Genomic DNA, 25021 nt, shown 5'->3' on the forward strand with positions numbered 1-25021 from the left:
AAAGTCAGGAAATGTGCGGTATAGCTGGAATTAAAGGGGCAAATAGAATCGCTTTAAACAACATGTTGGCTAAATTGACTCATCGTGGACCTGATGATGAAGGAGTTTATTTGGGCGATTCCTTTAGTTTAGGCATGAAACGACTTGCAATCATTGATCTCGTAACCGGGCATCAGCCTATTTGGAATGAAACGAAAACACTCTGTGTTTTTCTAAATGGTGAAATTTACAATTATAGACAACTAAAAAAACAATTACAGGATAAAGGTCACATTTTTACTTCGAGTTCCGACACAGAAGTAATTGTTCATTTATTCGAAGAGTTTGGCTACAATTGCCCAAGCCATCTACATGGAATGTTTTCATTTTGCATTTACAATATTATTAATAATGAACTTTATTTAGCCAGGGATCGCTTTGGTGAAAAACCATTATATTATTTCCTGTCAAATGATCAATTTGCATTTTCAAGTGAGATCAATTCATTGCTTCAATCTGGGATAATCAAACGAAGGCTTAATCAATCTGCAGTGTATGATTATTTAGCTTATGGCCTCACTTTTGATCATAGCACATTACTAACAAATGTTTTTTCATTGCCACAAGGATGTTCTGCAATCTATAAAAACAATACAATTAAAATCACTCCTTATTTTAAAATAAACTACTCTATAGACGAAACCAATACAAATGAAAACCAAACGCTTACGATTGGAAAAGATCTTCTCTATAAAGCCGTTGAAAAACAAATGGTATCTGATGTGCCTATTGGTGCATTCTTATCTGGGGGCATAGATTCAAGTTCTGTAGCAGCCATCATGAGTGAATTATCACCTGCGAAAATTAAAACATTCAATGTAAAATTCGAAGAAGCAAGTTTTGATGAAAGCGCTATTGCAAGAAAAGTATCACAACATATTCATTCAGATCATACTGAGATTTTTATCCCAAATCAAACTTTTTCTGAACGCATTTTTTGGGATATTTTAACACATGTTGGGCAACCATTTATAGATTCATCAGCTATTCCAAGTTATTTAGTATCTGAAGAAATTAAAAGACATGTTAAAGTAGCTCTCTCTGGAGATGGTGGGGATGAAGTATTTGCTGGTTACTCAGACTTCTTATGGGGTAATAGAATAAATAAACTTACCAGAATACCGATCCAACTTCGTAAATTGATTTTATCAGGAATTAATTTATTGCCAGAAATTCATACTTTTCCTATAGCTAATACACTCAGAAGTGCAGAAAAAGCAATCCGTTATTCTCTAGACAAATCATATCTATATCGTAATTTATATTGCTATTTTTATCCAACTGAATTAAATCAACTTTTAAAAAGTTCATTTCGCGATTCAACTTCAAATGTTCCTTTGTTTAATGATAATGAAACCTCTTTCCTTCGATCCATGATGCGATTTAGAACGCAATATTTATTACCTGAGGATATGTTGATTAAAATAGATCGAATGAGTATGTTTCATTCTTTAGAAGTTAGAGCCCCTTTCCTAGATCCAGAACTATTTGAATTCTCATGTAAACTTCCAAATAAATACCTCATTCACAATGGACAAACTAAATGGATTTTAAGAGCACTAATGAAAAATTGTTTACCTAGGGAAGTATTTGACCATCCAAAAATGGGATTTAGTCTACCCTTACACAAATTTTTTAATTCTGATTTTGAAAAATTTGCGCGTTCAATCATTCGAAAAACACACCCATTAAATGAAATATTAAATTATAGTAAATCAATTGAGATACTTGAAACTGGAATTAAACAGATGCAGAATACTTCAAAAGAAAGTGTTTATAAAAGTTCCCATAAATTATGGATTCTGCTTCAACTTTATGCATGGTTTGAAGCATTTGAATTAGAATTATAAATCCAATTTTATTAATTTTCATCTTTAATTATTACAACAAAACCAAAGACGATAAACATAAACCACATTGAGTGTGATTGAAAGCTCGAATTAAAAAAAGAAAATAAAGCTATATTTATAAAACTTATTAAAAATAAATATTTATTTGAATTTTTAAGCGAGTTTTTATATAGTTTATTAAAAAGTGTTTTATAAAAACCCACAAAACATACAAAAGCCAAAATTCCATATTCAACTAAAACTGTCAGGTAATCATTGTGCAATACCAATCCTGCCTGGTTTGCTACAGAAACATTTTCAGTTTGACCTACAAATCGGCTGTAATTTTTAGGATTTTTAAACTGCTCAATTCCCAATCCGATGAAATCTGAATCTTTAAATGCTTCCAATCCTTTTAACCATAATGTAGATCGGGCTTCTTCTTTACCAGAAAGTGTTACCAATCGATTCCAGGCCGGAATGGCATCAGCCAGTCGGTTAAAATCTATGATCAGACTAAGCAACAGGAGCGATATCACAACAAGTCCTGTTTTGGCCATCGTTTGTTTCCAATTAAACTGAAACAAAATAATCAGTATCATGGACAAAGCAAAAGATATTAAGGCACTTCTTGAACCTGTGACCAACAATCCTGCAAACAAAATAAATACAGCCACTAACCAGCTAAACTTTTTAATTCCGGATGCTGGAGTATGATAAAACTGATAGAAAAAATAAGTAAACGCCACATTACAAGCAAAGGCGGCAAAATTTGGATTGTCCATCCAACCGCTTTGTCTGCCCATGTCCTCAAATCCAAATAAATACAACATGTATATACTGTTGATGACAACTCCAAAGCAAAAGAGATCCATGCATTGGTATATATTCAGGATCGTAAAAGGGAGTGATTTAATCAATAAAAATATCCACAAGACAATAAAATACTGGATGGAGGTCAACCAAAAACTTTCAGCTAACAACATGCCTTTTGACCAGGCGATCATACTTGGGATCAATCCAAAAAGATAGACCCATACCAGATTTAAATCATTTTTATAAAATTTTAAACCTTGTGGTTTACGGCTAATTACAATTAATAAACCTATAAGCAATGCTAAAATTCGATACGGTCGATACGGACTTTCTATTTGCCACATGACTTTGGTAATATTTTCAAATGGCAGCATGAACACATACACACAAAACAAAATCCATATAAAACGATCAAATCCTTTCATCTGCATTGATTTGAATGGTTAGATTAGACCGATACCATTGTTTCAAATTAGAAAACAACCAGATCCAATCATCCAATCGGATGTCAAAAAAATCAAGCAAATGAATGGGATAATTTTTGACTAACAAGATCCAACCGGCAGCCGACAAACAAAAATAACCAATCGTGGAGGCGATAGCGGCTCCTTGCATGCCCCACATCGGAATCAGTAAAAAATATCCGACGAGGCTGACTAAGGCTCCTATGATACTGATCTGACTGGTCCATTTGACTTGACCTGTTGCTGAAAACAATTTGGTAAAAATTTTGGAAGAAATTAAAAACAAACTTCCTGGAATCAACAAAACTAATGGAATCATCATCGCGGAATAGTCAGTCCCTAAAAAAAAGGGAATGATTATATAATAAGTTATTAGTGCCAAGAAAATCAAAAGCGCCAAACTGAAACTTAAAAGGAGTCTGTGCAATCTTGCAATCAATGCCAGGGATTCTTCGGATTGCTCCTGCTTAGCAATTCGGTTAAATAACACCGGACCGATTGCGTCCGGAATCAACCAAACCAACTCAACTAATTTAACAGCTATATTATAAACTCCTAATGCACTTGCCGAACTAAATGAAATCAAAATCAATTGGTCCATTCTCAAATTAGCCCGCACTGCGAGATCTCCGGGCCAGGATTGCATTCCATAGGAGCTTGCAGCTTTAACAAATTCTTTGTTGTATTCTTTTCGATTCCAAAAACGACGTGCAAAATAAGCATGAAGCAAGAATCCAATGAGGGATGCGCCTAAAAAGGAAATGTATAAAAAAGTAGCATCTGCAGATCCTAGAAGAAAAAACAAAGCAATCAATAAAATCGGATTGAGTAAGCTGATGCTGATTTCTATCCTATTTAATATTTTAAAATCAGAATTGCCATAAAAAAGTCGGCCCAATATAAAACTAAGCGATTGGCAAAAAATGGCAAGAGAAAAATAAACCATTTGATTGGCATTTATGCTAGCAACAAAAGATTGTAAAAATCCCAAGTTATATAGAATGGAAACCAGTGCTCCATTTATAATTGCTATCACAAATGCTAGTCTTAGGATGGTATTGCTAACCTCGGTGACTACATACTTATTTGAACTTAATAAATAAACAATTCCCGACCCAAATCCAAAAGAATTTAAAGGAATCAATAAACCAACAAATGCTGTTTGAAAACTAAATATTCCAAATAGCTCCGGACCAAGCAATTTTGGAATACATAAAAAGATCAAAAATGCAACACCACTTACAACAAGTTTTGTTATAAAATTTCTGATCGAATGATTAAACGAACTCAATATATTTTATTTTGACTTTTTCTTACTATGCACACGATGGAGTCATTGGCCCAGGCATGAAACACAGTAATTTCCGTCTAGCTGCAAATATATCAATTTTATATATATATACAATTTATTAATATGAAAACCTGCAAATAGCTTAATTTTAACTTTTAAACCAAAATGACCGCGGTGTGGCAATTTTGAACTTCCAAATGAATGACTGGCCCGAAGCGCTTAAAAGGCATCCGCAACAATTGGCAGTTTTGTTTGATCCAGTCCGCAAAAAATGGGTCCAGGAAAATCCCGAAGAAATCGTGCGGCAATGCCTGATTTATTATTTAAATCAAAAACATGCAATTCCCTACAGCCGGATGGCCGTGGAAAAGCAAATACAGGTATATGGCATGAAAAAACGTTTCGATTTAGTGATTTACAATAAAATGGCTCAGGCCTTTATTTTGATTGAATGCAAATCACCCAATGTGCAGATATTGCAAGAAGTCATGGACCAGGCTGCCCGGTATAATATTCAACTTAAAGCACCCTATTTAATGGTCAGCAACGGACTTACGAGTCTGCTTTGTCAAATAGACTTTATTAAGTCCAGCTATGTGTTTATTGAACAGTTACCCGACTACCCTTTTTAAGCTTCCAGCAGGATGGATTCTAATGCTGGAACTGAGCCCGGCTGAGATCAAAACAATCAATACTTAAGCTTTGAATATAAATCATTTACATATTATACAAATAATTAATGTTTAAAGAATTTGTTATTTGTATTTTATATAGAACTATTTATTAGACTGGACGTTTATTTTACGTTATTCTGAAACTCTTTCATCCAAATTTCTATTCCTTCATGAAGTCTATTAATTTATTAGCAAGTTGTGTAATCGTTATTTTATTAACTGCTTGTAGCAAACCGGCTGAAAACAAAGATCCTAAGCTGCATTTGGCCGAATTAAAAAATCAGGTAAAAGAACTGAATACTCAGATTAAAGAATTGGAAGTCCAATTGGCTGCAAGTGATACCAGTTTTTCATTTTCAAAATCAAAATTGGTAAAAATTGATACCCCACAAAAACGGGATTTCAAACATTACATCGAGGTGCAAGGAATTGTTGATGCAAATAACAATATTCTGGCTGCTCCGCAAATGCCGGGAGTAGTAACGTCTATCTTAGTCAAAGAAGGCGACCTGGTGAGTCCGGGTAAAATTCTAGCCATCCTGGATGGCGCAACCATCCGAAAAGGAATGGACGAAGTAAGAACGGGTTTGAGTCTGGCGAATACCATGTATGAAAAACAAAAAAGACTTTGGGAGCAAAATATTGGTAGTGAGGCCCAATACCTTCAGGCTAAAAATCAAAAAGATCAATTGGAATTGAAATTGAAAACCCTGGAATCTCAATTGGCCATGACTTATATCAAATCTCCCATTCAGGGTACTGTGGATCAGGTCAATTTAAAAATAGGTGAAATTGCCAGCCCTGGATTTTCTGGAGTGCGCGTTGTCAATAATAAAAATTTGAAAATTAAAGCCGAATTGAGTGATTCCTACATTGGCAAAATTAAAATCGGAGATAAAGTAACTCTTTTTGATCAGGCCGGTAATCAAAATCTGGAATCAAAAATCATTTTTGTTGGCAAGACCATTAACCTGACTCGACGTACTTTTTTAGCAGAGGTTGCATTGCCTGCGGGAGGTTCAAACTTTATGAGCAATCAGACGCTGAAAATTAAAATCAACAATGGATTAATTAAAAATACCTATGTTGTTTCGAGCAATCTGGTGCAAAAAAGCATTCAAGGAGAACATTACATTTTGGTAGCAGAAGAATCCAATGGAAATTGGTATGCCAAAAAACGGATTATTGAACCGGGCATCGAATACAATGGCGAAACACAAATTAAATCCGGAATTTCTGCTGGTGATCGAATTATTACAGTCGGTTACAACGAATTGGTAGACGGCCAACAAATTGCTCTTTAATTTTTGAATCGCTCCTTCTAATCCTTTCCTATGAATCTTGAAAATATCAAGCAATTAAAATTTACAAACTGGTGCATTCACAATTCAACCAGTATTTATGTTATTACGATCATTATCTGTTTGGCAGGCTTTGTTTCCTATCAACGCATTCCGAAAGAATTGTTTCCAGATATTGTCATCCCTACGGTTTCAATTGCAACCATTTATCCCGGAGCAACTCCTGCTGATATTGAAAACCTGATCACCAAGCCCATTGAGAAAGAATTAAAATCAGTCAGTGGAATTAAACGTATCAAAAGTAACTCGTTGTCAGACTTTTCATTGGTAATTGCAGAATTCAATACAGACCAGGATCCAAAATTATGTAAACAACGCGTCTCGGATGCAGTAGATAAAGCGAAAAAAGATTTACCTACCGATTTAAAAGACGATCCACAAGTCCAGGAATTTGACTTTAGTGAAATGCCCATCCTAAATATCAATATAGCCGGAGATTTTCCACTGGATCGTTTAAAAGAATATGCAGAACAATTAAAAGATAAAATAGAAAACAACAAAGAGATTACCCGGGTCGATCTTATTGGGGGTGTCGATCGTGAAATTCATGTGGATGTTGACCTCTATAAATTAAATGCATCCGGGATCACTTTTAATGATATTGAAAATGCGATTCGGGGTCAGAATTTAAATATTTCTGCAGGTGAATTACGGATAAATGAATTGCGTCGAAATGTTCGTATCACCGGAGAATTTAAAGATCCAAAATTAATCCGTGAAATCATTGTGCGTTCATTTACAGGCACCACTGTGTTTCTAAAAGACATTGCAACGGTAGAAGATAATTTTAAAGAAAAGCAGGACTTTGCCCGATTAGACAATCAATCCGTCATCACGCTCAATGTAATTAAACGCAGTGGTGAAAATCTCATTGAAGCCACTGACAAAATATATGCCATCATCAATGAATATAAAGCCAATAAATTTCCACCGGGTATCAAGGTAAAAGTAACAGCTGATACTTCAGAAAATACGCGCGTTCAATTGCATGACTTAATAAATACGGTAATCCTTGGATTTATTTTCGTGGTATTCATCCTGATGTTTTTTATGGGATTTACCAATGCATTCTTTGTCGGATTGGCCGTACCGCTATCTTGTTTAATGGCTTTCCTCATAATGCCGGGATTGGATATGACGATGAATGTGATTGTACTTTTCTCCTTATTACTTGCACTGGGGATTATCGTAGATGATGCCATCGTCGTTATTGAAAATACACACCGGATCTTTAATAAATACAAACACCTCAGCATTGTTGAAGCGGCTAAATATGCCGCTGGCGAGGTTTTTGTTCCTGTTTTGGCTGGTACCCTTACCACACTGATGCCCTTTTTTCCACTGCTATTCTGGCCGGGCATTATTGGTAAATTCATGTCTCACCTTCCGGTAACCTTGATTATTACCCTGGGTGCTTCCCTATTTGTAGCCTTCGTAATGAATCCGGTTTTTGCTGCAAGTTTTATGAAGCGAGACGAACCCGGTAAAGTGGAAACCTTAGCAAGTTATCGCAAAGTATTTATTTTCTTTATTGGCCTGGCGCTATTAGGGTATTTCAGTATGGGCAAAGGCCTTGGCAATTTTGCAGTTTTTTGCATCTTGCTCATTTTGCTTTACCACTTTGTTTTTTCTAAATTAATTTTCTTGTTTCAAACAAAATGGTGGCCTGCCGTATTAAATGCATATAGAAGTTTATTGAGAATTATTATTAAAGGATATCGTCCAATCGGAGTTATCCTAAGTGTCTTTGTATTATTGATTGCAAGTTTTATCTATTACGGAAGTACCAATCCACAGATTGAAGCATTTCCAGACGGTCAACCCAATTTTGCATTTGTCTATTGCAAATTACCCATTGGATCCGATGCAAATGTTACAGACTCTGTGACCCAGGTTATAGAAAACCGGGTTTACAAAGTCGTTGGCAAAGACAATCCTATCGTTAGTTCAATTATTTCAAATATAGGTCTCGGCGCTGGTGATCCACAAAATCCAGATCGAGTTGCAACACCAAATAAAAGCAAAGTGTCCGTTGCCTTTGTCCGTTTTGCAGATCGTGGTGGCAAATCTACCCGTGCCGTATTGGATTCTCTTAGGGAAGAATTTAAAACCGGGATTCCCGGTGCTGAAATCAGTGTAGAAAAAGAAAATAACGGTCCGCCGGTAGGTAAACCAATCTCAATAGAAATCACTGGAGATGATTTTGATGCTTTGGATAAAATTAGCCGACAATTAATGAAAGGCATCGAAGCAAATAAAATTGAAGGGATTGATGGTTTGAAGTCTGATTTACAAATTTCGAAACCAGAAATAGTTATTGACATTGATGAAGAAAAAGCCCAACGCGAAGGGATCAGCCTGGCTCAGGTTGCACTGGAATTACGTACGGCCTTATTTGGAAAAGAAGTTTCTAAATACAGAGACCAGAATGATGACTATCCAATCCAATTGCGGATCAAAGAAAGCAATCGCGACAAACTGGAAGAATTATTGAATTTAAACGTATCGTTTATGGATATGTCCACACAACGATTTAAGCAAATTCCAATCAGTTCCATTGCAACGATATCTTACGGTAATTCCATTTCCACGATCAATAGAAAAAATCAAAAAAGAGTATTGACCTTGGCTTCAGATGTTGTCACTGGATTTAATCCATCTGCAATCATTGCTCAAATAAAAGATCTCGCAGCTCAAATGGATTTACCTGAAGGATATGAAATAAATTTTTCTGGCGAACAAGAAGAACTCCAAGAAACGATTGACTTTTTAGGTGTTGCATTTGGCACTGCATTGGCTTTAATGTTTTTAATCTTGGTTACTCAATTTAACTCTGTAGTAAAACCAGCTATTATTTTTAGCACGGTCTTGTTCTCATTGATTGGGATTGCATTGGGATTTGGATTTTTTAACATTACACTGAGTGCAGTCATGACGGGTGTTGGAATTTTCTCATTGGCTGGAATTGTTGTGCGAAACGGAATCTTGCTGATAGAATTTACGGACGAGCTTCGACATCGGGGGACTCCGGTTGAAGAAGCCGTTGTAGAAGGTGGTGCAACAAGGATTACCCCAGTTATTCTTACAGCACTCTCTGCCATACTTGGATTGATCCCATTGGGAATTGGTGTAAACATGGATTTTGAAAGTCTGTTTACCAATTTTGATCCTAAATTCTATTTAGGAGGTGATAACGTGGCTTTTTGGGGCCCACTTGCCTGGACCATAATATTTGGATTAATCACTTCGACATTTTTAACCTTATTAGTCGTTCCAGCGATGTATATGTTAGGATTCAAAACGAGGGAAAAATCTCGTAAATTGATTGCTAAATATTTTTAATAAAAACGGGATTAATAGGATATGAGATGAAACAGCTGCGGGTTTATATCATTGCTGCATTTCTCCTTCTTCTTATTGTCTGTGTTTTAAAATTTAAGCAACAAAACAGTCAGCACGTTTTCCCAGCTAGCTCCAATAGGGAAGCTGTTGTGAGTAATCCACAAACCAATGTTTCCAAAGAGGATGGATTAAAAGCAACAAAGGAAGCAGCCATTCCAAGCTATGTAATTGAAACTTTAAATTACATTCTTAAGTACGATAAAGCACCTAAAGGCTATGTTGGAGGTCGTATTTATTTTAACCGCAACAAAGTACTCCCTCAAAAAGATGCTTCTCAAAGAAACATCCAATACAGAGAATGGGATGTACATCCAAAACAACCAGGAAAGAATCGAGGTGCAGAACGATTGGTAACCGGCTCTGATTTATCCGCTTATTTTACGAAGGACCATTACAATAACTTTATTAAAATCAATTTATGAAAGCATGCATTTTTGGCGTACACACCACCAAGGAATTTCAACAACAGAGATGCCGGAATGCATTTATCGCCAGAATGGACGGAGCCTGTTGCAGAAACTCAGCAGATTTTTTTTCAGAACTAAAACTGCAATTTGAATTGCCGGATTATTTTGGAAATAATCTGGATGCCTTGTATGATTGCATGCTCGATTTGGAATGGATTGCCCAGGAGCAAGTAATTTTATACATGGAAAATGCAGACCAGTTACTGGCAGATGAAGTCAATGATCCTGATTTAATTGATGATTTGGTAACCACCCTGGATGAGATCTGTCAATCCTGGTTGCTTGTGGAGGATGAAGAATTTACTCCTAAAAATTTTAAAGTAATATTTCAACCTATTTCAGAATTCAAAGAAGTTCTGGATCGGAATGAAATCGTATATAAACTTTTATAGTTTTAAAACAACTGAATTATTCTTATGGGAACCTCTAATAATTTCTTAGACGAGGCTTGCGAATTTTTTAAACGCAGATTTTACTACTGTAAATGAGGTGTTTAAAAAAATCGCATAACGAAGTATAAGGGGTTATTAGAGATTCCCTTATGTAGTACTTTTTTTAGGTACGATGGCCGGTGCATTTTTTACCACCATTTGCAAAGTTTTGCGAATGCGTTCTTCCAGTATTACAATTTTTTCTTCTAGCAATTTGGGAATCATGGCATCCTGATAATGTCTGATGGTCAATAATTCCAAATCCTGATCGACCAATACCTTGTATTCATTTTCTACTTCCTTTATCAAGGCTTTAATTCGCTGTGGATCATTTCGAACGCACACAGAAAATGAGATTGCAGTATTGCGCATCATGTTTACTTTAACGCGATGTTTTTTAAACAACTCAAACAAATGGGCTAAATGGTGTTCAGCTATAAACGATAGATCTTTAGATGAAAAATGAATTAAAGATTGGTCATCTTCCAACACTACAATGGGCGGATACTCCAAATCCAAATCATCTGAAATCAAAGTACCTTCTGATGCAGGATCCAAAAATGATTTTACAAATAATGGAATCCCTTTGCTTTTGAGCGGTTGGATTGTTTTAGGATGGATTACTTTGCAGCCATAGTAGGTCATTTCAATGGCTTCTGTATAACTCAACCGATCCAATTTAGTAACATGATCAAACAAATCAGGATCTGCCGTGAGGACACCGGGTACATCTTTCCAGATATACATTCCATCTGCACCAAGCCCACTGGATAAAATAGCTGCTGTATAATCAGATCCTTCACGTCCTAAAGACGTGGAATTGTTTTCAGTACTGGATGCAATAAACCCTTGTGTAACGATTACTTTTTGGAGCTCTAATAAAGGACCCAAGGTATGTTTTATCCGGTCATTAGTGACCTCCCATTGTACTCTCGCATCTCTGTAAGTGTCATCCGTTTGGATAATACTCCGTGCATCGATCCATTCAATGGCATTTTCATTTAATTGCAACCAGGCACTTAAGATTCTGCTTGATATCAACTCCCCAATGCAGATAATCTGATCATAAACATAATCATAAGCCATTTCACGTTCCTCCTCAATGACCCATTCTGCTTCCACACAATGCTCGTGAATTTGCTGAGCCAATTCAGCTGGAATTTCTCCAAATAATTCCTTGGCAATTTGAAGGTGTTTCTCTTTAACCAATTGCAACAATTGCATGGACTCTGCAGGAGCTGTAAATTTCTTCGCAATCAGTTCCTCCAATTGATTGGTCGTTTTTCCTGTTGCAGATACTACAACCACCAAGGGTTCACTTTTTCCGTATTTAGATACAATAGCCGAAACATTGCGAAATCCATCCGCATTTTTTACTGAAGCTCCTCCAAATTTAAATACTTTCATTTATTAAACTATAAACAGTTATCAATTAAGGGAAGCTTTAATCATTCCAATTATTTTTTAAATATATCTTCATATTGGTTTTTTAGTGATTCATGAGTCATTGCTTCTGCTTCCATTTCTTTCGGACTGATCAGCAACATAGTATCACCTTTCACCAAAGCTTGTTTATCTTTTCCTAAAATTTTAGAAACTCCTTCCGTTTCCCATTTTTCCAACATGCGAATCCCTTCTTCTTCAAACACGCCATTTTGCAAATCTACGGAGGACATAAAATTTTCAGACAATTCCATAAACTGTTCCATTTCCCCAACTTTGCCGCTGATATCATCTGCAAGGGCTTCTAAAGATTCATCAAATAAGGCACGTTTATCTTTATCCCCGGCAATGACACTCATTGCAGATTTCATAGCGCTGTGACTGGCATGGATCGCAGCTCGCTCTTGTTCTTTAATCTTGACTTCATCAGAAATATCTTCTGACATGATTTCAGAGTTTTCATACATTTTAACGAGCACCTTATAGAGGATGCTCATTTTTCCATACAAATCCTCCAGTTTCATATTTGATTCCTTGAGCCTGCCTGCTTGTCTTGATTTAAGCACTAACACGGTTTGAATATTTCCTGCTTTCGCTTGTTCAGCCTGGCTCAAACTTTGCTTAATCTGATTTTGATTATTATAAATTTGTTCGCGCAACAGGTGCATTTGACTTCTCAATTTGGTAATCTGTTTATTCATTTTCCCCAAATTATCTTTCAAATCTTCAACATAGGCTTTTAAGATTCCAATTGGATCAATGCGGACAAACAAGGATGTCACCCATCGCATCACGGATTTATAAAAATACCAGGAAACTGCCCGGGTTTGAGGATCCAACAGCACGAAAAGTATGGCCCCTAAAACCAGCAACATACCCGACAAATAGAGCATATTGGACGCAAGTTGAATGAGGGTCGGAAGAAATTTATAGAGCAGATAGGCGCCGCCAATAAGCGTTCCAGTCAATACCAAACCTCCGGTTACTCCCTCGGGTCGGTTCCAAAATCCTTTTGATTGATTTTCAAGTGCCATGTTTATTAACCTTATTTCAGATAATTCTCCATCTTTTGCAAATCGTCCTTAATTTGTTGAACCACCTGCTGATAGGCGTTTGCGAACGATGCTTTATTTGAATCTACTTTGTGTTGGGCATTTGCCAAATCTCCTTCCAAGGCACTGAGCTTCTTTTTATCCTCATCAAGTTGAGCTTGTAGTTGAGCCAATTTCTCTTCAGCCTGTTTGATTGTTTGTTTTAATTGACCTGATTCTGTTTGTTTTTGATTCAACTGATTCTGCAAATACTGATCTGCTGTTTTATTAAACTGAATTTGTTCGGCTTCCAATACATTTAAATATTTTTTGGCAGAGTCAAATAAAGTCTTTGCGTCTACATTAAATGCCTGGGCTGCTGCAAATGCAGTTTTAAATTGATTAGGCTCATCCAGGTGTTGCATTTGAGCTATGGATTGCACTGCTTTTCGAAACTCAAGATAATCAAAGCCGGGTTGGTTGTTCTTTTCAAGTACCTGAGCCAGAATTTCTAAAAAACGTGCATTGCTTTCACTGCTCATAGTGGTTGCGCTTGAATTTTCTGCTTGTTTAACGCTAGGAGTATATTCCTGACGATCCGTAGGATTGTTGGCAGATTTGGGATCTTCCGGCACAATAAAAACCGCCTTAAGTTTATCAAGAAATGGCATATTTTATCAATTGGGTTAAATGTAGCATGAAATTCAATTTTTAAACAAATAAATTGACCCATTTGGTTCCTTATATAAAAATAAAAGCACCGGATGTAATCACAGTGCTTCTATTTTATAAGTTATTGGAACCTCTAAATACTGCTTAGACTGATTTATGCAATTTTTCAATTTCCAGCTTAAAAGGAGCTAAATCGGATTTTAAAAATTACAAAACTTGTCAAGTTGTAATTTAAAGATTCTTGATTGAATTAATTATTTTGCCAGAATATTTATAAGTTTTGAAAAATTTTCATCCCAAATACCTGTAATAAAATCCTGATAGGCTTCATCATCTGCTTTTAGGCCTAAATAATTACAATTATTACCTAAAGCAAGAAAGGTGGTTGTGCCAGGCGTATTCGTTTCCAAATATTCTGCTATTGCAAAAAACAAACGCTGTTGAGTCATTAATTCCTGACCGGGCACACCGCCATTATTTGCAATTGTAGTAATTTCATCATTAACCAGTTGCAATTCAGCACGAACTAACTTTGCAGCTTCTCCAACACTTTTTAATTCAGGAACTACTCCAGTTTGAGCAAACGAAGTGGGTCTGGCATAAAACATCAAAGCCAAGAAGCATATCGTTAATTGAAAATATTTCATGTTCATCAATTTAATTAATACATTATTTAATCTATTACCAACATTTGTTTTGTCGCGGTATGGCTTTGGGAATCCAATTGATAATACAATACCCCATTCCCATTCAATTCTGATTTCAAAATTTTAATGGTATTCAAACCCTTCAGACCTTGTACATCATAGAATCTCAAAACCTTACCAGTAACATCGTAAATAGTCAGTTTAGCAGCACCTGATTCCGGAAGTCTAAAACTAATATTGGTTTCTTTCGCAAATGGGTTTGGTGAATTTTGATACAATTCAAAAACACCTGTTTCAACTAAACTACCCTCTTTACGAACTGCCAATGCCAATTCTTTCAAAGACAATTTAGAATCATACGCTTCAGCGGTTGTAACATCGCTGGTTATTGTCACTAATTTTTCAATTGGGCTTTTTGCATTTGCACGGAAAATCAAACTAAACAGTACTTCATTAGCATTTGAAGTCATACCGATTCGATTGTCCCAGCTGGTTGTCAATTTACCTTTATCCAATTGTGTAAATCCAAAATTGTTTTCGTTAAGAGGTAATAAACCGGATTCAAATCCTTCATAGCTCAGCACCGTTTGATCAAAATTCAATGTAAACTGGTATCCTGAAATATCATTAAAATCACTGGATCTAAATGCAATTGTATAGATTTCTCCCGATTCAGTTGTGCCTCTATCAATCTCAAAATGCAATTTACCATTGGTACGTTCAGTTGAACCATGATATTGGTGTGCACGGGCATTGTTGGTAACATCTCCAATTTTCACAGCCATAAAGTTTTCTGTATACAACTTGGCTTCCAATACCTGCACAACGGCTTCTCTTGGAGCAGTCCAAGGACTTAATGGATCTGCAAATTGATAACTTCCAGGAATAAAGGTCCAGGAATCTACTTTAGCAAATTTATCTGTGACACCCAGAACCAATCTTCTGATATCTGAAATATCTGAAGCGGTTATCGTGCCTGAATTATTTACATCGGCAGCAATTAATTTAAACGGACTGCTCAAGATTTCAATGCCCAAAATATGTCTTTGAATTTTTACGATATCCGCTGTACTTACTCCATTCACCGGATCATCCGTACGAATTGGATGAACTACATACTCCATACTCGGACCAAAATTCAAATCTCCAAAAAGGTAACTACCATTTGATGCGGTCGTCATTTCCTTCAATTTTGAACCAGATTGATATAAGCTGGCAAAAACTTTTTCTGTAGTTTCATCCTTTTCAGTTTTTAACAAACCACTGATCTTACCTAAGGGCTTTTTATCCGGACAAATATTCTGAGGATCTTGAATTAAAATTGTCGTTCTGCAAAAATCTGCATTTCCTTCTTCGTCCATTACCCAAAGTTGAACCGGTACAATCAGTTCGTCATTTGCACCCTGATTTACAAAATCATCGCAGCAGAAGGTCCGACTAATTAATGAAGTATCTCCATCAAAGAAGAATCGGAGGTTTTCAGCATTGGTACAATTGTCAAAGCTTCCATGATCCAGATCTTTTGCCCAAATTGTAACACAACCTGATGATGGCATTACCACTGAAATGACTCCTACTTCACAATAAGGTGTTGGTGCTTTACAATCTTTAATTTCAAAAAATTGACATGCCTGACCGATATTGCCACAACCATCTTCAACAAAATAACATACTTTATGAATTCCCACAGGATAAGTTCCGCTAATTTGAGATGTATTGTACGCATTATCTGCATAAGGATTATCACTAAACAATGGGGTACGACCTGCTGCAAATGCTTTAGGACTCAGAGGGCTTACCATAACATCATAGCCACCTACATAATTACCGATACCATCATTATAAAGGTCAATTTTGTATTCATAAGTTAACCAGTCCAATGGCGTACAATTATCAATCGCACTCGCCCTAAATTCAATGTGTCCGCTACATATACCATTTACTTTTGTGGCTGGTTCGCAATCACCTACACTTAAAGTTACAATTGGTTTATCTGTATCATGAACTTTTATAATCTGTAAATATTCCCAACGACCTTTTGTAGGATCAATGCTTGGGTCATATTGGCACCAATCAATAACAGTCCAATGACGCAATACTTTGAAACAAGCATCAGGCTCGATTGTAAATATTTCATCTACATATTCAATACTGATTAATGCGCACAGATCATCTGCATTGTTTTCAATTACAGGACGCCCGAGAACTGGATTGTCCGGACTGATATCCGCACCACAACCGTCAATGGTTGTAGCCTGTCCTGTACAATTACCTGGCCAGGTGATATCATCATCAGGATCGCAATTGTCTGCTCCGTTGATATAGAATGGATCGCAATCGACAACCCAAATGATTTGAGTTCCGGTTACGCTGATTCCATTTGGACCTCTCGCAACAATGGTTCGGGTAATTTGTCCTTGACCGCATTCGCGATTATCATTTACTGAAATGGAATAATTGGTTCCACAAGCACCTAATACCGTACCATCAAAACCCCATACCAATTCATATTTTCTATCATAATGTGCAGTATCAAACAGCACCCTATAATAATCACAGGCACGATTCCATGCAGGTGGATTGGATGGTGGTGCTCCTGGCACATAACCCGGGTAACCTGTAATATCATTTCTCACACAATAGTTGTAACAAACTAAATCATGGGTTACTACTTTATGTCTTAAGCTTAAGTCATTTACAACTCTACCGAAAGTTGCATCATTTGGATCAGAAATTTTATCAACATCAAACTAGAACCAACAACTCACCACAATATTTGGCGGAGGAACGACAGTTGGTACACTCTTATCTTGTACCTCAACTTCAACCATACAATCACTGTAGTGATTGAAAAGTACGCCACCAGAGTTCATTCTATTTGGTGGAATTGGGCCTGCGCCAGGTTCAATGTCAAAAACCCGGAAAACAACCATAATGGATTTACCTACATCGGTGCAACAGAATTTTACATGGTCGTCAAAATAAATTTGATTGCCATCTAAAAGCGCATTATCATCTCCATTAATTCCGGTACAATTGGTACCATTATCAGATTGATTTGCATTACTTCCGTTATTGGTTCCTCTCAATTGCTCCATACGAATCACTTTAAAGAATACGTGTGGGCTGCAATTATCAAAACTTCCCTGATCAAAATCTTCAGCAAATGCTTTCGCATAATTTTCTCCTTGCGATTGATTGCCAGTTATACTTACAAATGTTTTTTGGTCGCATACAGCAATCGGTGGAGTATTGTCAATTACGTTTACCGCAATTCTTCTTTTTGTAATGTTTCCACAACAATCTTCTGCATAGATGTAAGCTTCATTTACTCCTCTTTCTATATCGCGAATTACAAATCCATCGGTTTCGTTACCAGTGACAACTCCATTCAACATTTTGATGGTGTAATGAACTTCATTACTGCAATTATCAATTAACCAAGGTTTAGGAACTTCCCAGATGCCTAAACATCTCCAGGGCTCCATATTGGCAACCACCGTATCTGGATATAATATTTGTGGACCTTCACGATCTACTACTTTTATGATTTGGTTGTGACCACCTGCAACACCTGTACACCAATCCAATACAGTCCATTGACGGATTACTTTATAACATCCAATCGGACCTGCATCACATCCAGGTTTTGCAACATCAATCACAATGTCACGGAATGTCATTCCTAAGTTGTGGCAAGTTGCTCCAGTTGGAGTGCCCGTACCAGCCCACATGATTACCTCATCGGGTCCCCAACAAACCGGGTTGTTTGGACGCCAGCTTGGATGAGCAGGCCAGTAAATGGGGAATGGACTTGGATGTCCAATATATTTTCCAGTATCAATGCAATTCCAACCTAAGGTACGTGGCTTACGTTCTCCTGCAAGGTCTCCATTTGGACTCGGCAAGAATCCACCAGTTGCAAACCAATAAGCGGAATCCAATAAATAGCCATCCACACAATATGGGTAAGCTAAATAATGTTGGGTATAATCTTTTACTGTATTAATCTTTGCATCGCAGCTCAATGCTGGTTGTTCAACATCATCATAATTATCCGGAACGCCAACATCAGCAATCGTTGCTAATTTTACTATGATGGTTTGAATACAAACTGCTTTATTGCCATAGCCGTCTACAGCGGTCCATTTGCGAATGATTTTTTCTTCGAAACCTGCACCACAACCTCCTTGGGTTACATCATCTTCATAGGTTAAAGAATATGAACTACAATTCTCACGAACACCGGTTGTGCCTGTGTAGAATGGCGTAGTACCAGATCCGCAAGGAACGCAGGTATCCCGAGCGCAGGTAAGTATTGGTGGTAGTTTATCTTCAACGGTTGCATGACCCCAACATGAATTTCCGGTATCCGGATCGATGATGGTAATTTTAAATTCGCGACCTATATCCTGAGAGCCTAATTGGACTCCCGGAATATTAGGAAAACGATCTATCAAGGCATTGGTTACCCAATCCCGAATTTCAACTCTGTAATCGTCATAACATCCATACGGACCACCAGCTAAAACTTCATCAGCCCCAACGGTTGCATAGCAATTTTCATTCAGACTGATTTGAATTTCATCATGGCAAGTCAGGAAGTGAACTGGATTTTGATATTCTACTAAGTTGTAACAGAAAGAACATGAGCTTGTATTTCCATTAAAATCAGTGGCTTTAAAACTCAAGCATGTTTTTCCTCTTGGGAAGATGTCTCCGTTTTTAAATCCGGAATTATCTGTTTGCATGATTGTTGGAACACCGCCAATTATAGTTTCCTTAGTATAATTAATTATTCCGTTCCAATATCTAGTTAAAAAGGTTGTTCCTGTAAAAGCAGGATTTGCTTTTCCAACACCAAGTGTTAGTAACAAATCTCCATTATTAAAAGTGATATTACCATTTGTGTACCTGAGTACAATTGAACCAGCTGTATAATTTACAAGATCAAAATATAAACCATAAGTCTCCCCTGCTTGGATGACCAACCCACCAATATTAAATAATGTAGGCAGATTAATACCAGCACAAGCAGCATTTCCAGTACCCATTAAGGTCCAGGCTGCCGGATTGGTTTCTTTTCCAACATAGGTTGTAGGTGTATAATAAATCGAACCAATGCAATTCGTTCCAACTGTCGCACTAATATTAGTTGCAAATGAATTTAAAGTAATTGGACCTCCTGTCAGGTTAGTAACATTCCACATAGCGCCAGCAAACTGATTGTTTGAATTAAAGGCCGTGGTAATAGAACCTGTAGCAGTAGATCTTGTTACACCGCAATTATCCGTTGCATAAGGATCCACAAATTGAACTGCCCGATCGCATTCACCTGGATCCAAATTAATTGTCAAATCAGAAGGACAAAACATGGTTGGACGAATGGTATCTAAAACGGTTACCGTTGCTGTACAAGTTGAAGTCTTCAAACAAGAGTCTCTTGCAAATAAAGTAACTGTATTTGCCCCAACGTTTCCGCAATCAAAACTGGTTTTACTTAAGCTAAGGGTTCTTGCAGTACTTCCATTATCAATATCAGGAATTGTTAAGGTTGCAAAGCCATTCCGATCCAAATAGAGTGTTGCGTTTTTACAACGTGCAACCGGTTGTGGCAAGACGGATATTCTAAATGTTATTGGAGTACCTGTACAGGTCACTCTTCCGTCAGAATAACTTGGAGTAACCGTGAAGGTACTTGTTATACGAACTGCACTGGGATTGGTAGTGGTAAACGAAGGAACTGTATTGGTTCCATTCAATGCAGCAAGGCCAATCGCTTCAGGAGTACGCGTCCAAGTATAGGTTGCGCCGGGAGTAGATCCAGTAAAGGTTATTACAGCCGTTACATCTCCATGACAATATTGTACATCTGGAACAGCATTTACTGTTGGAGTTGGATTGACTGTTATGGTAAACGTAATTGATGTACCCGTACAAGTTCGGGCACCACTTGTAAATGAAGGGGTAACTGTAAATGTGGATGTTAAAGGTGTTGCCCCTGCATTCGTTGTAACAAATGACGGAACAAATCCAGAACCACTGGTTGAAGCTAAACCGATAGCTTCTGGCGTTCTAGTCCAATTATAGATAACTCCTGTAGCAGGAGTTCCTGTAAAATTAATTTGTGGTGATGTTTGACCAACGCAATACGAAGTACTTGTAACCGGATTTACTGTAGGAACCGGATTCACTTGTACAGATTGAGAAACAGCCTGAATGCATCCTGGGTGTGAACCATTTGGAACCCCATCAGCAGCATCAAACGAGAAGGTAACGGTATGGGTACCAACACCTTGAACGGCAGGATCAAATACCGTGCGAGGCACTCCATTTACTGTAAATGTGCCTACTCCCATTGCTGGTCCGGAACCATCCCCCAATTGGGCGGATCCGGATAAAGTAACAGCTGGATCATTTAAACAGAAGGTATTGGCCAATCCATTGATACTTGGATTTGGATAGTAACAGGTGCTTCCAATGGAAGAACTCGTTCCCAGAGAATTTGTAACCGTAATATTATATCCCAAGGCATCTACGTGGACACCTCGCAATGTGTAATAAACATTTTCATCTGCTTCATCTGTTTGGCCATCGCCATCATTATTAATGCCATCAACGGTACCATTCGTCATGGCTGTACCAATTGGGATAATTAATGGAGCTGCAGGTGGAGCCGGACTAGATGTTAAATAAAATCCTGTATTTGCAGATACTGTCCAGTTTTGGCCTGATGGGGCATTTACAGTTACGATATCATTAAATTGGCCATTTGTAAGTGTAGTTGCATTGTTTTTACAGGAACATGGATCTGTGATCATTGCAGCACAATTATAAACTACGATGGATGTAGATTTAAAAGGTCTACAATTTGGATTAATTGGTGCTGGGAATAAAACCGCATAGAGGAAATAGTTTCCGATAGCCGGAATGCTTGCATTTAAAGTTGCCACGGTACCCCCGGATGTTAATCCGGCATTTGAAACCATGCCCAAAGTGGTACCCATAGTATAAGGATCCGCCAATGCTGAGGTTGAATATACAAATCGGATTCCATAAAGAGTTCCCATATTCGTAAGTCCACTGGCAGTAGAAACGAAATTTATGGCTTTGCAGATTTGTGAGGTGTTTGTTGTATAGGCTCCTATGGATGGACAACCACCACAATTTCCAGGACCTGCCAAGGTAATTGATCGCGTTGCGGTACATCCATTAGTAGCTGTAACCGTTACCAAATAGGTACCGACAGAGAGTCCTGATTGGTCTTCCTGTCCATTTATTAATCCGGTACCATCCGGTGTTGACCAATTGTAAGAATACCCACCTGGGCCTGTTACGGTCAGATTAATTGATCCATCTAGTGATATACAGCTCGTTGGTTCGACATGAGTTTCGGTTGTAGAAACACCAGGAATTACTGTAACCGTGGCTGTTTTTGTTGCAGTACAACCATTGGCTGCGGTTACGGTCACTGTGTAGCTTGTTGTAGTACCCGGACTCACGTTAATTGCAGGAGTAACTGCTCCCGTACTCCAGGAATAACTAATGCCCCCACTGGCAGTTAAGGTTTGAACAGAACCGCTACATAAGGTAGGGGCAGCTGGAGTTATGGTTGCAGTAGGCGACATATTAACGGTAACCGTTGCAGTAGCCGTTGCAGAACAGCCATTTGCACCTGTTACGGTAACTGTATAGCTAGTTGTAGAAGCTGGTGAAACAGATCTCACCGGATTTGTTGTTCCATTATCCCATAAATAAGTTCCACCACCAGATGCAGTTAAATTAATACTGGTTCCAGAGCAAATACTTGGATTGGATGGATTGATGGATGCGTTTGGAAGTGGGAGAACAAAAATCGTATCGTACATCACAACAGCGCAACCAGTTGCTACTGTTACAGTGTCATAGTAAATTGTTGTTGCAGCAGCAGGTGCTTTTGTGATACTATTTGTTGTTTCACCAGTATTCCACTTATGAGATGTTCCTCCAGTAGTTGTTATAGTAGCAGAAGCGCCAAGGCATATTCTTTTATCGTTTGCAGTTCCTGAAGTTTCTGTGACTGCAATGCTGAGGTTTGTACCTGGATTGAATTCATCAGCACCCATGTCCGGATTGCTTGTATTTCTTGAATCTCCATCCAGATCATTGGTGATGCCTGGTATGGCCATGGCCGATTGGTTAAAACATATATTGGAAGAATTAGGCGTTAAATGCAAATCTAAATTAGACGTGTATGTTGGAGCCGCTACTATTGATAATTGATCCTGACTGGTTGCTGCTTTCCATTGTGCCAAAGTGGTTATATCCGCTAATAGAAATCCTAAAACTCCCACAGGTCCCGTTGCATAATAATCGTTGTTATTGATTGTGTTAAATGTTGTGGCGCTACCAGTAGTGTATATCGCATATGATTTATCAATTGTGGAGGAAGTATTATCATAACTGTTTGAAAGAATATTATTTTTTACATTGACATTCGTACCTGATGTATTGAGAAATAAACAGGCTGCAACTCCAGCTGAAGTTAATCCAGGTTGAGAGCCAAATAAATTTACTGAATTGAAATAGATATTTACACCTCCTGTAGAGCCTTCCAATGCAATACCGATATTCCAATAAATATTGGAAGCATCCTGATAACCCCAAACATCAGATATCATGTTGTTAGTAATCTTAATGTTGGAAAGATTCGTACCTGAATTTAACATGATTCCTCGCACACCCCAACCTCCTGTGTTGGTATTACTAAATGAGCGAATGATATTTCGTTCAATCGTACCATTTTTTACAGACACCCCACCAAAAATACCAGAAAAAGAAGATACCCCGCTAGAAGAGGCCGTCGATGTATTATTTAATAAATTGTTTTGAGTGACTGTAAAATTATCAACATTGGTACTTAAATAAATGCCACCGCTTTGAGTTGCAGTGGTGTTTAAATTTTGGACAGTATTTCCGCTTACTAATAGATTCAATGCATTTGCAACCCAAATTCCTGCAAAACCGATATTATCAACCCCTGTCGCATCTGGACCAATTTTATTTCCAATTACACTTAAATTGTCTTGACCTCCCGTACTAATACTTGTAAGTCCATTGGCATAAATAGCATAATATGCCTTTGTTATTGCATTATTTCGAATTTCCAGAAAATCGTTGTCAGCCCCTTGTGCTGTTGCAGAAATGGTGGTTCCCGCAACATGAATACCGAAAATCGGACTCACTGTGGTGCTACCACCAGCTATATTACAGTTTTTTATTACATCATTGGTAGCCCCTAATCCCAAACCAAGAGAAGATACACAAATAACAGCCGTATTGGCAGCAGTCGAAGTATTGGATAAGGTTAAACTTCTATCAGAGCCCCCTGAATTTGAGCCATCAATAGTAACCCAATCTGCACCATTCAATCTGATGATACAGGTTGTTGAAGCGGCTGAAAATGTAGGTGTTTTACCTGCATCTGGCTTTATGGTTGTAGTATTTATAGATGAGTGGCCACTAATTGCATTAATTGAAATTGGATAAGTTTCAGAAGGATATGAATTGTCAATTAATAAAAAGGTGATGGGGCCGTTAACGCATCGATTATTATAATCACTAATAGCCGAGGTTAATGTGGTATAATTTCCACCAATCCCAACTGTAAACGTCCCAGACATTGCATTCTTAACAATGATTGTATTGGGTACAGGAGGAGCCGTAATAATTGTATTTACATCTGTAGCATTTACGCCACAAGGATTGGATATAATATTAATCGGGGCTGCTAAATCCTGAGCAATAACATAATAATCTATGATGTCCCCTAATACAAGGCCGCCCATAGCCGCCGCAAGCATCGTAAACTGCCAATTGCCATTTGTACCTGTACCCGTTAATAAAACGCCAGGATTTGAGAACCAGGATCCTCCATTTTTACGATAATAAACCCGGGGTCTTGTGGCACCGCCTGTAGGCACTCCCGTCGCATCTGTTATTGTAACAGGTTCTAAAATCACATTTCCTGTACCGCATGCACTTAAAAGCGGAGTGTATTCAATATTCGGTGGAGAAACATCAAATACAATAAAATTTCCTGCATCCGCACCGATATCTGTTGGGGATAAAGCAGATCTCGTTTGACCATCGTAATCATCCGTAACAAAGCCGACTGCTTGACCGGCACCTTCCACAGGGGTAGCCATTCCGGAGTTTATATGCAAATCCACCGTTGAACTGGTACCTGTGGGATTTAAAAATTTTGGATTGGATGAAATACTGTTGCAATCTTGTCCCGTTGCGGTTTTCCAAGCTGCAAGGGTCGTCTGATCCACTAAATTATATTGACCAAGAACACCCCCTGTACCATCTGCCAGGTAATCATTGAAATTAATCGTTGTACCTGTTGGATTTGGAGTCGTTCCTGCAATTTTTATTGCGTAATGTTTACCGGTTGAAGCTCCATTCGAACG

General features: G+C 37.7%; 14 protein-coding genes. 6 read left to right on the plus strand and 8 right to left on the minus strand.

What is annotated here, in order from left to right:
• Positions 1-11: 11 nt before the first annotated feature.
• A complete protein-coding gene (gene asnB, locus IPK91_05090; GenBank protein MBK8296650.1) occupies positions 12-1889 on the plus strand; it encodes an asparagine synthase (glutamine-hydrolyzing) in 1878 nt (625 codons plus the stop codon).
• 11 nt (positions 1890-1900) lie between these two features.
• Here asnB and IPK91_05095 read toward each other — a convergent pair whose 3' ends face one another.
• Both IPK91_05095 and IPK91_05100 read right to left on the minus strand, forming a co-directional pair.
• Complete coding sequence (locus tag IPK91_05095) at positions 1901-3109, minus strand: O-antigen ligase family protein (protein MBK8296651.1); 1209 nt, start codon at positions 3107-3109, stop codon at positions 1901-1903.
• Positions 3096-4439 carry a polysaccharide biosynthesis C-terminal domain-containing protein gene (locus IPK91_05100; GenBank protein MBK8296652.1) on the minus strand — a complete coding sequence of 448 codons (1344 nt, stop codon included), beginning with the start codon at positions 4437-4439 and terminating at the stop codon, positions 3096-3098. Before IPK91_05100 ends, IPK91_05095 begins: the two co-directional genes overlap by 14 nt.
• Before the next feature lie 197 nt (positions 4440-4636).
• Here IPK91_05100 and IPK91_05105 point away from each other — a divergent pair, with 197 nt between their 5' ends.
• The 5 genes from IPK91_05105 (at position 4637) to IPK91_05125 (ending at position 10735) form a co-directional block, all read left to right on the plus strand.
• Positions 4637-5071 carry a type I restriction enzyme HsdR N-terminal domain-containing protein gene (locus IPK91_05105; GenBank protein ID MBK8296653.1) on the plus strand — a complete coding sequence of 145 codons (435 nt, stop codon included), beginning with the start codon at positions 4637-4639 and terminating at the stop codon, positions 5069-5071.
• 212 nt (positions 5072-5283) lie between these two features.
• On the plus strand, positions 5284-6417 hold the full coding sequence (locus IPK91_05110; protein MBK8296654.1) for an efflux RND transporter periplasmic adaptor subunit: 1134 nt from the start codon (positions 5284-5286) through the stop codon (positions 6415-6417).
• 30 nt (positions 6418-6447) lie between these two features.
• Positions 6448-9816: an efflux RND transporter permease subunit gene (locus tag IPK91_05115; protein ID MBK8296655.1), complete on the plus strand. Its 3369-nt coding sequence runs from the start codon at positions 6448-6450 to the stop codon at positions 9814-9816.
• Positions 9817-9842: 26 nt separating this feature from the next.
• Positions 9843-10298, plus strand: a complete 456-nt coding sequence (locus tag IPK91_05120) for a ribonuclease (protein MBK8296656.1) — start codon at positions 9843-9845, stop codon at positions 10296-10298.
• The gene (locus IPK91_05125; GenBank protein ID MBK8296657.1) at positions 10295-10735 is read left to right on the plus strand and encodes a barstar family protein; all 441 of its coding nucleotides are present in this window, start codon (positions 10295-10297) and stop codon (positions 10733-10735) included. The genes IPK91_05120 and IPK91_05125 overlap by 4 nt, the downstream gene beginning before the upstream one ends.
• Before the next feature lie 147 nt (positions 10736-10882).
• Here IPK91_05125 and IPK91_05130 read toward each other — a convergent pair whose 3' ends face one another.
• The 6 genes from IPK91_05130 to IPK91_05155 all read right to left on the minus strand — a co-directional run bounded on the left by IPK91_05130 (position 10883) and on the right by IPK91_05155 (position 24883).
• Complete coding sequence (locus IPK91_05130; GenBank protein MBK8296658.1) at positions 10883-12181, minus strand: aspartate kinase; 1299 nt, start codon at positions 12179-12181, stop codon at positions 10883-10885.
• 50 nt (positions 12182-12231) lie between these two features.
• The gene (locus tag IPK91_05135; protein MBK8296659.1) at positions 12232-13251 is read right to left on the minus strand and encodes a hypothetical protein; all 1020 of its coding nucleotides are present in this window, start codon (positions 13249-13251) and stop codon (positions 12232-12234) included.
• 11 nt (positions 13252-13262) lie between these two features.
• The gene (locus tag IPK91_05140) at positions 13263-13919 is read right to left on the minus strand and encodes a hypothetical protein (protein ID MBK8296660.1); all 657 of its coding nucleotides are present in this window, start codon (positions 13917-13919) and stop codon (positions 13263-13265) included.
• 255 nt (positions 13920-14174) lie between these two features.
• Positions 14175-14567 (minus strand): hypothetical protein, encoded by a 393-nt coding sequence (locus IPK91_05145; GenBank protein ID MBK8296661.1) that lies wholly within the window; start codon positions 14565-14567, stop codon positions 14175-14177.
• A 26-nt stretch (positions 14568-14593) separates the two neighbouring features.
• Complete coding sequence (locus IPK91_05150) at positions 14594-17203, minus strand: T9SS type A sorting domain-containing protein (GenBank protein MBK8296662.1); 2610 nt, start codon at positions 17201-17203, stop codon at positions 14594-14596.
• 114 nt (positions 17204-17317) lie between these two features.
• On the minus strand, positions 17318-24883 hold the full coding sequence (locus IPK91_05155) for a hypothetical protein (protein ID MBK8296663.1): 7566 nt from the start codon (positions 24881-24883) through the stop codon (positions 17318-17320).
• Positions 24884-25021: the final 138 nt, after the last annotated feature.

This window comes from Saprospiraceae bacterium (genome assembly GCA_016712145.1).
Lineage (GTDB): Bacteria > Bacteroidota > Bacteroidia > Chitinophagales > Saprospiraceae > Vicinibacter.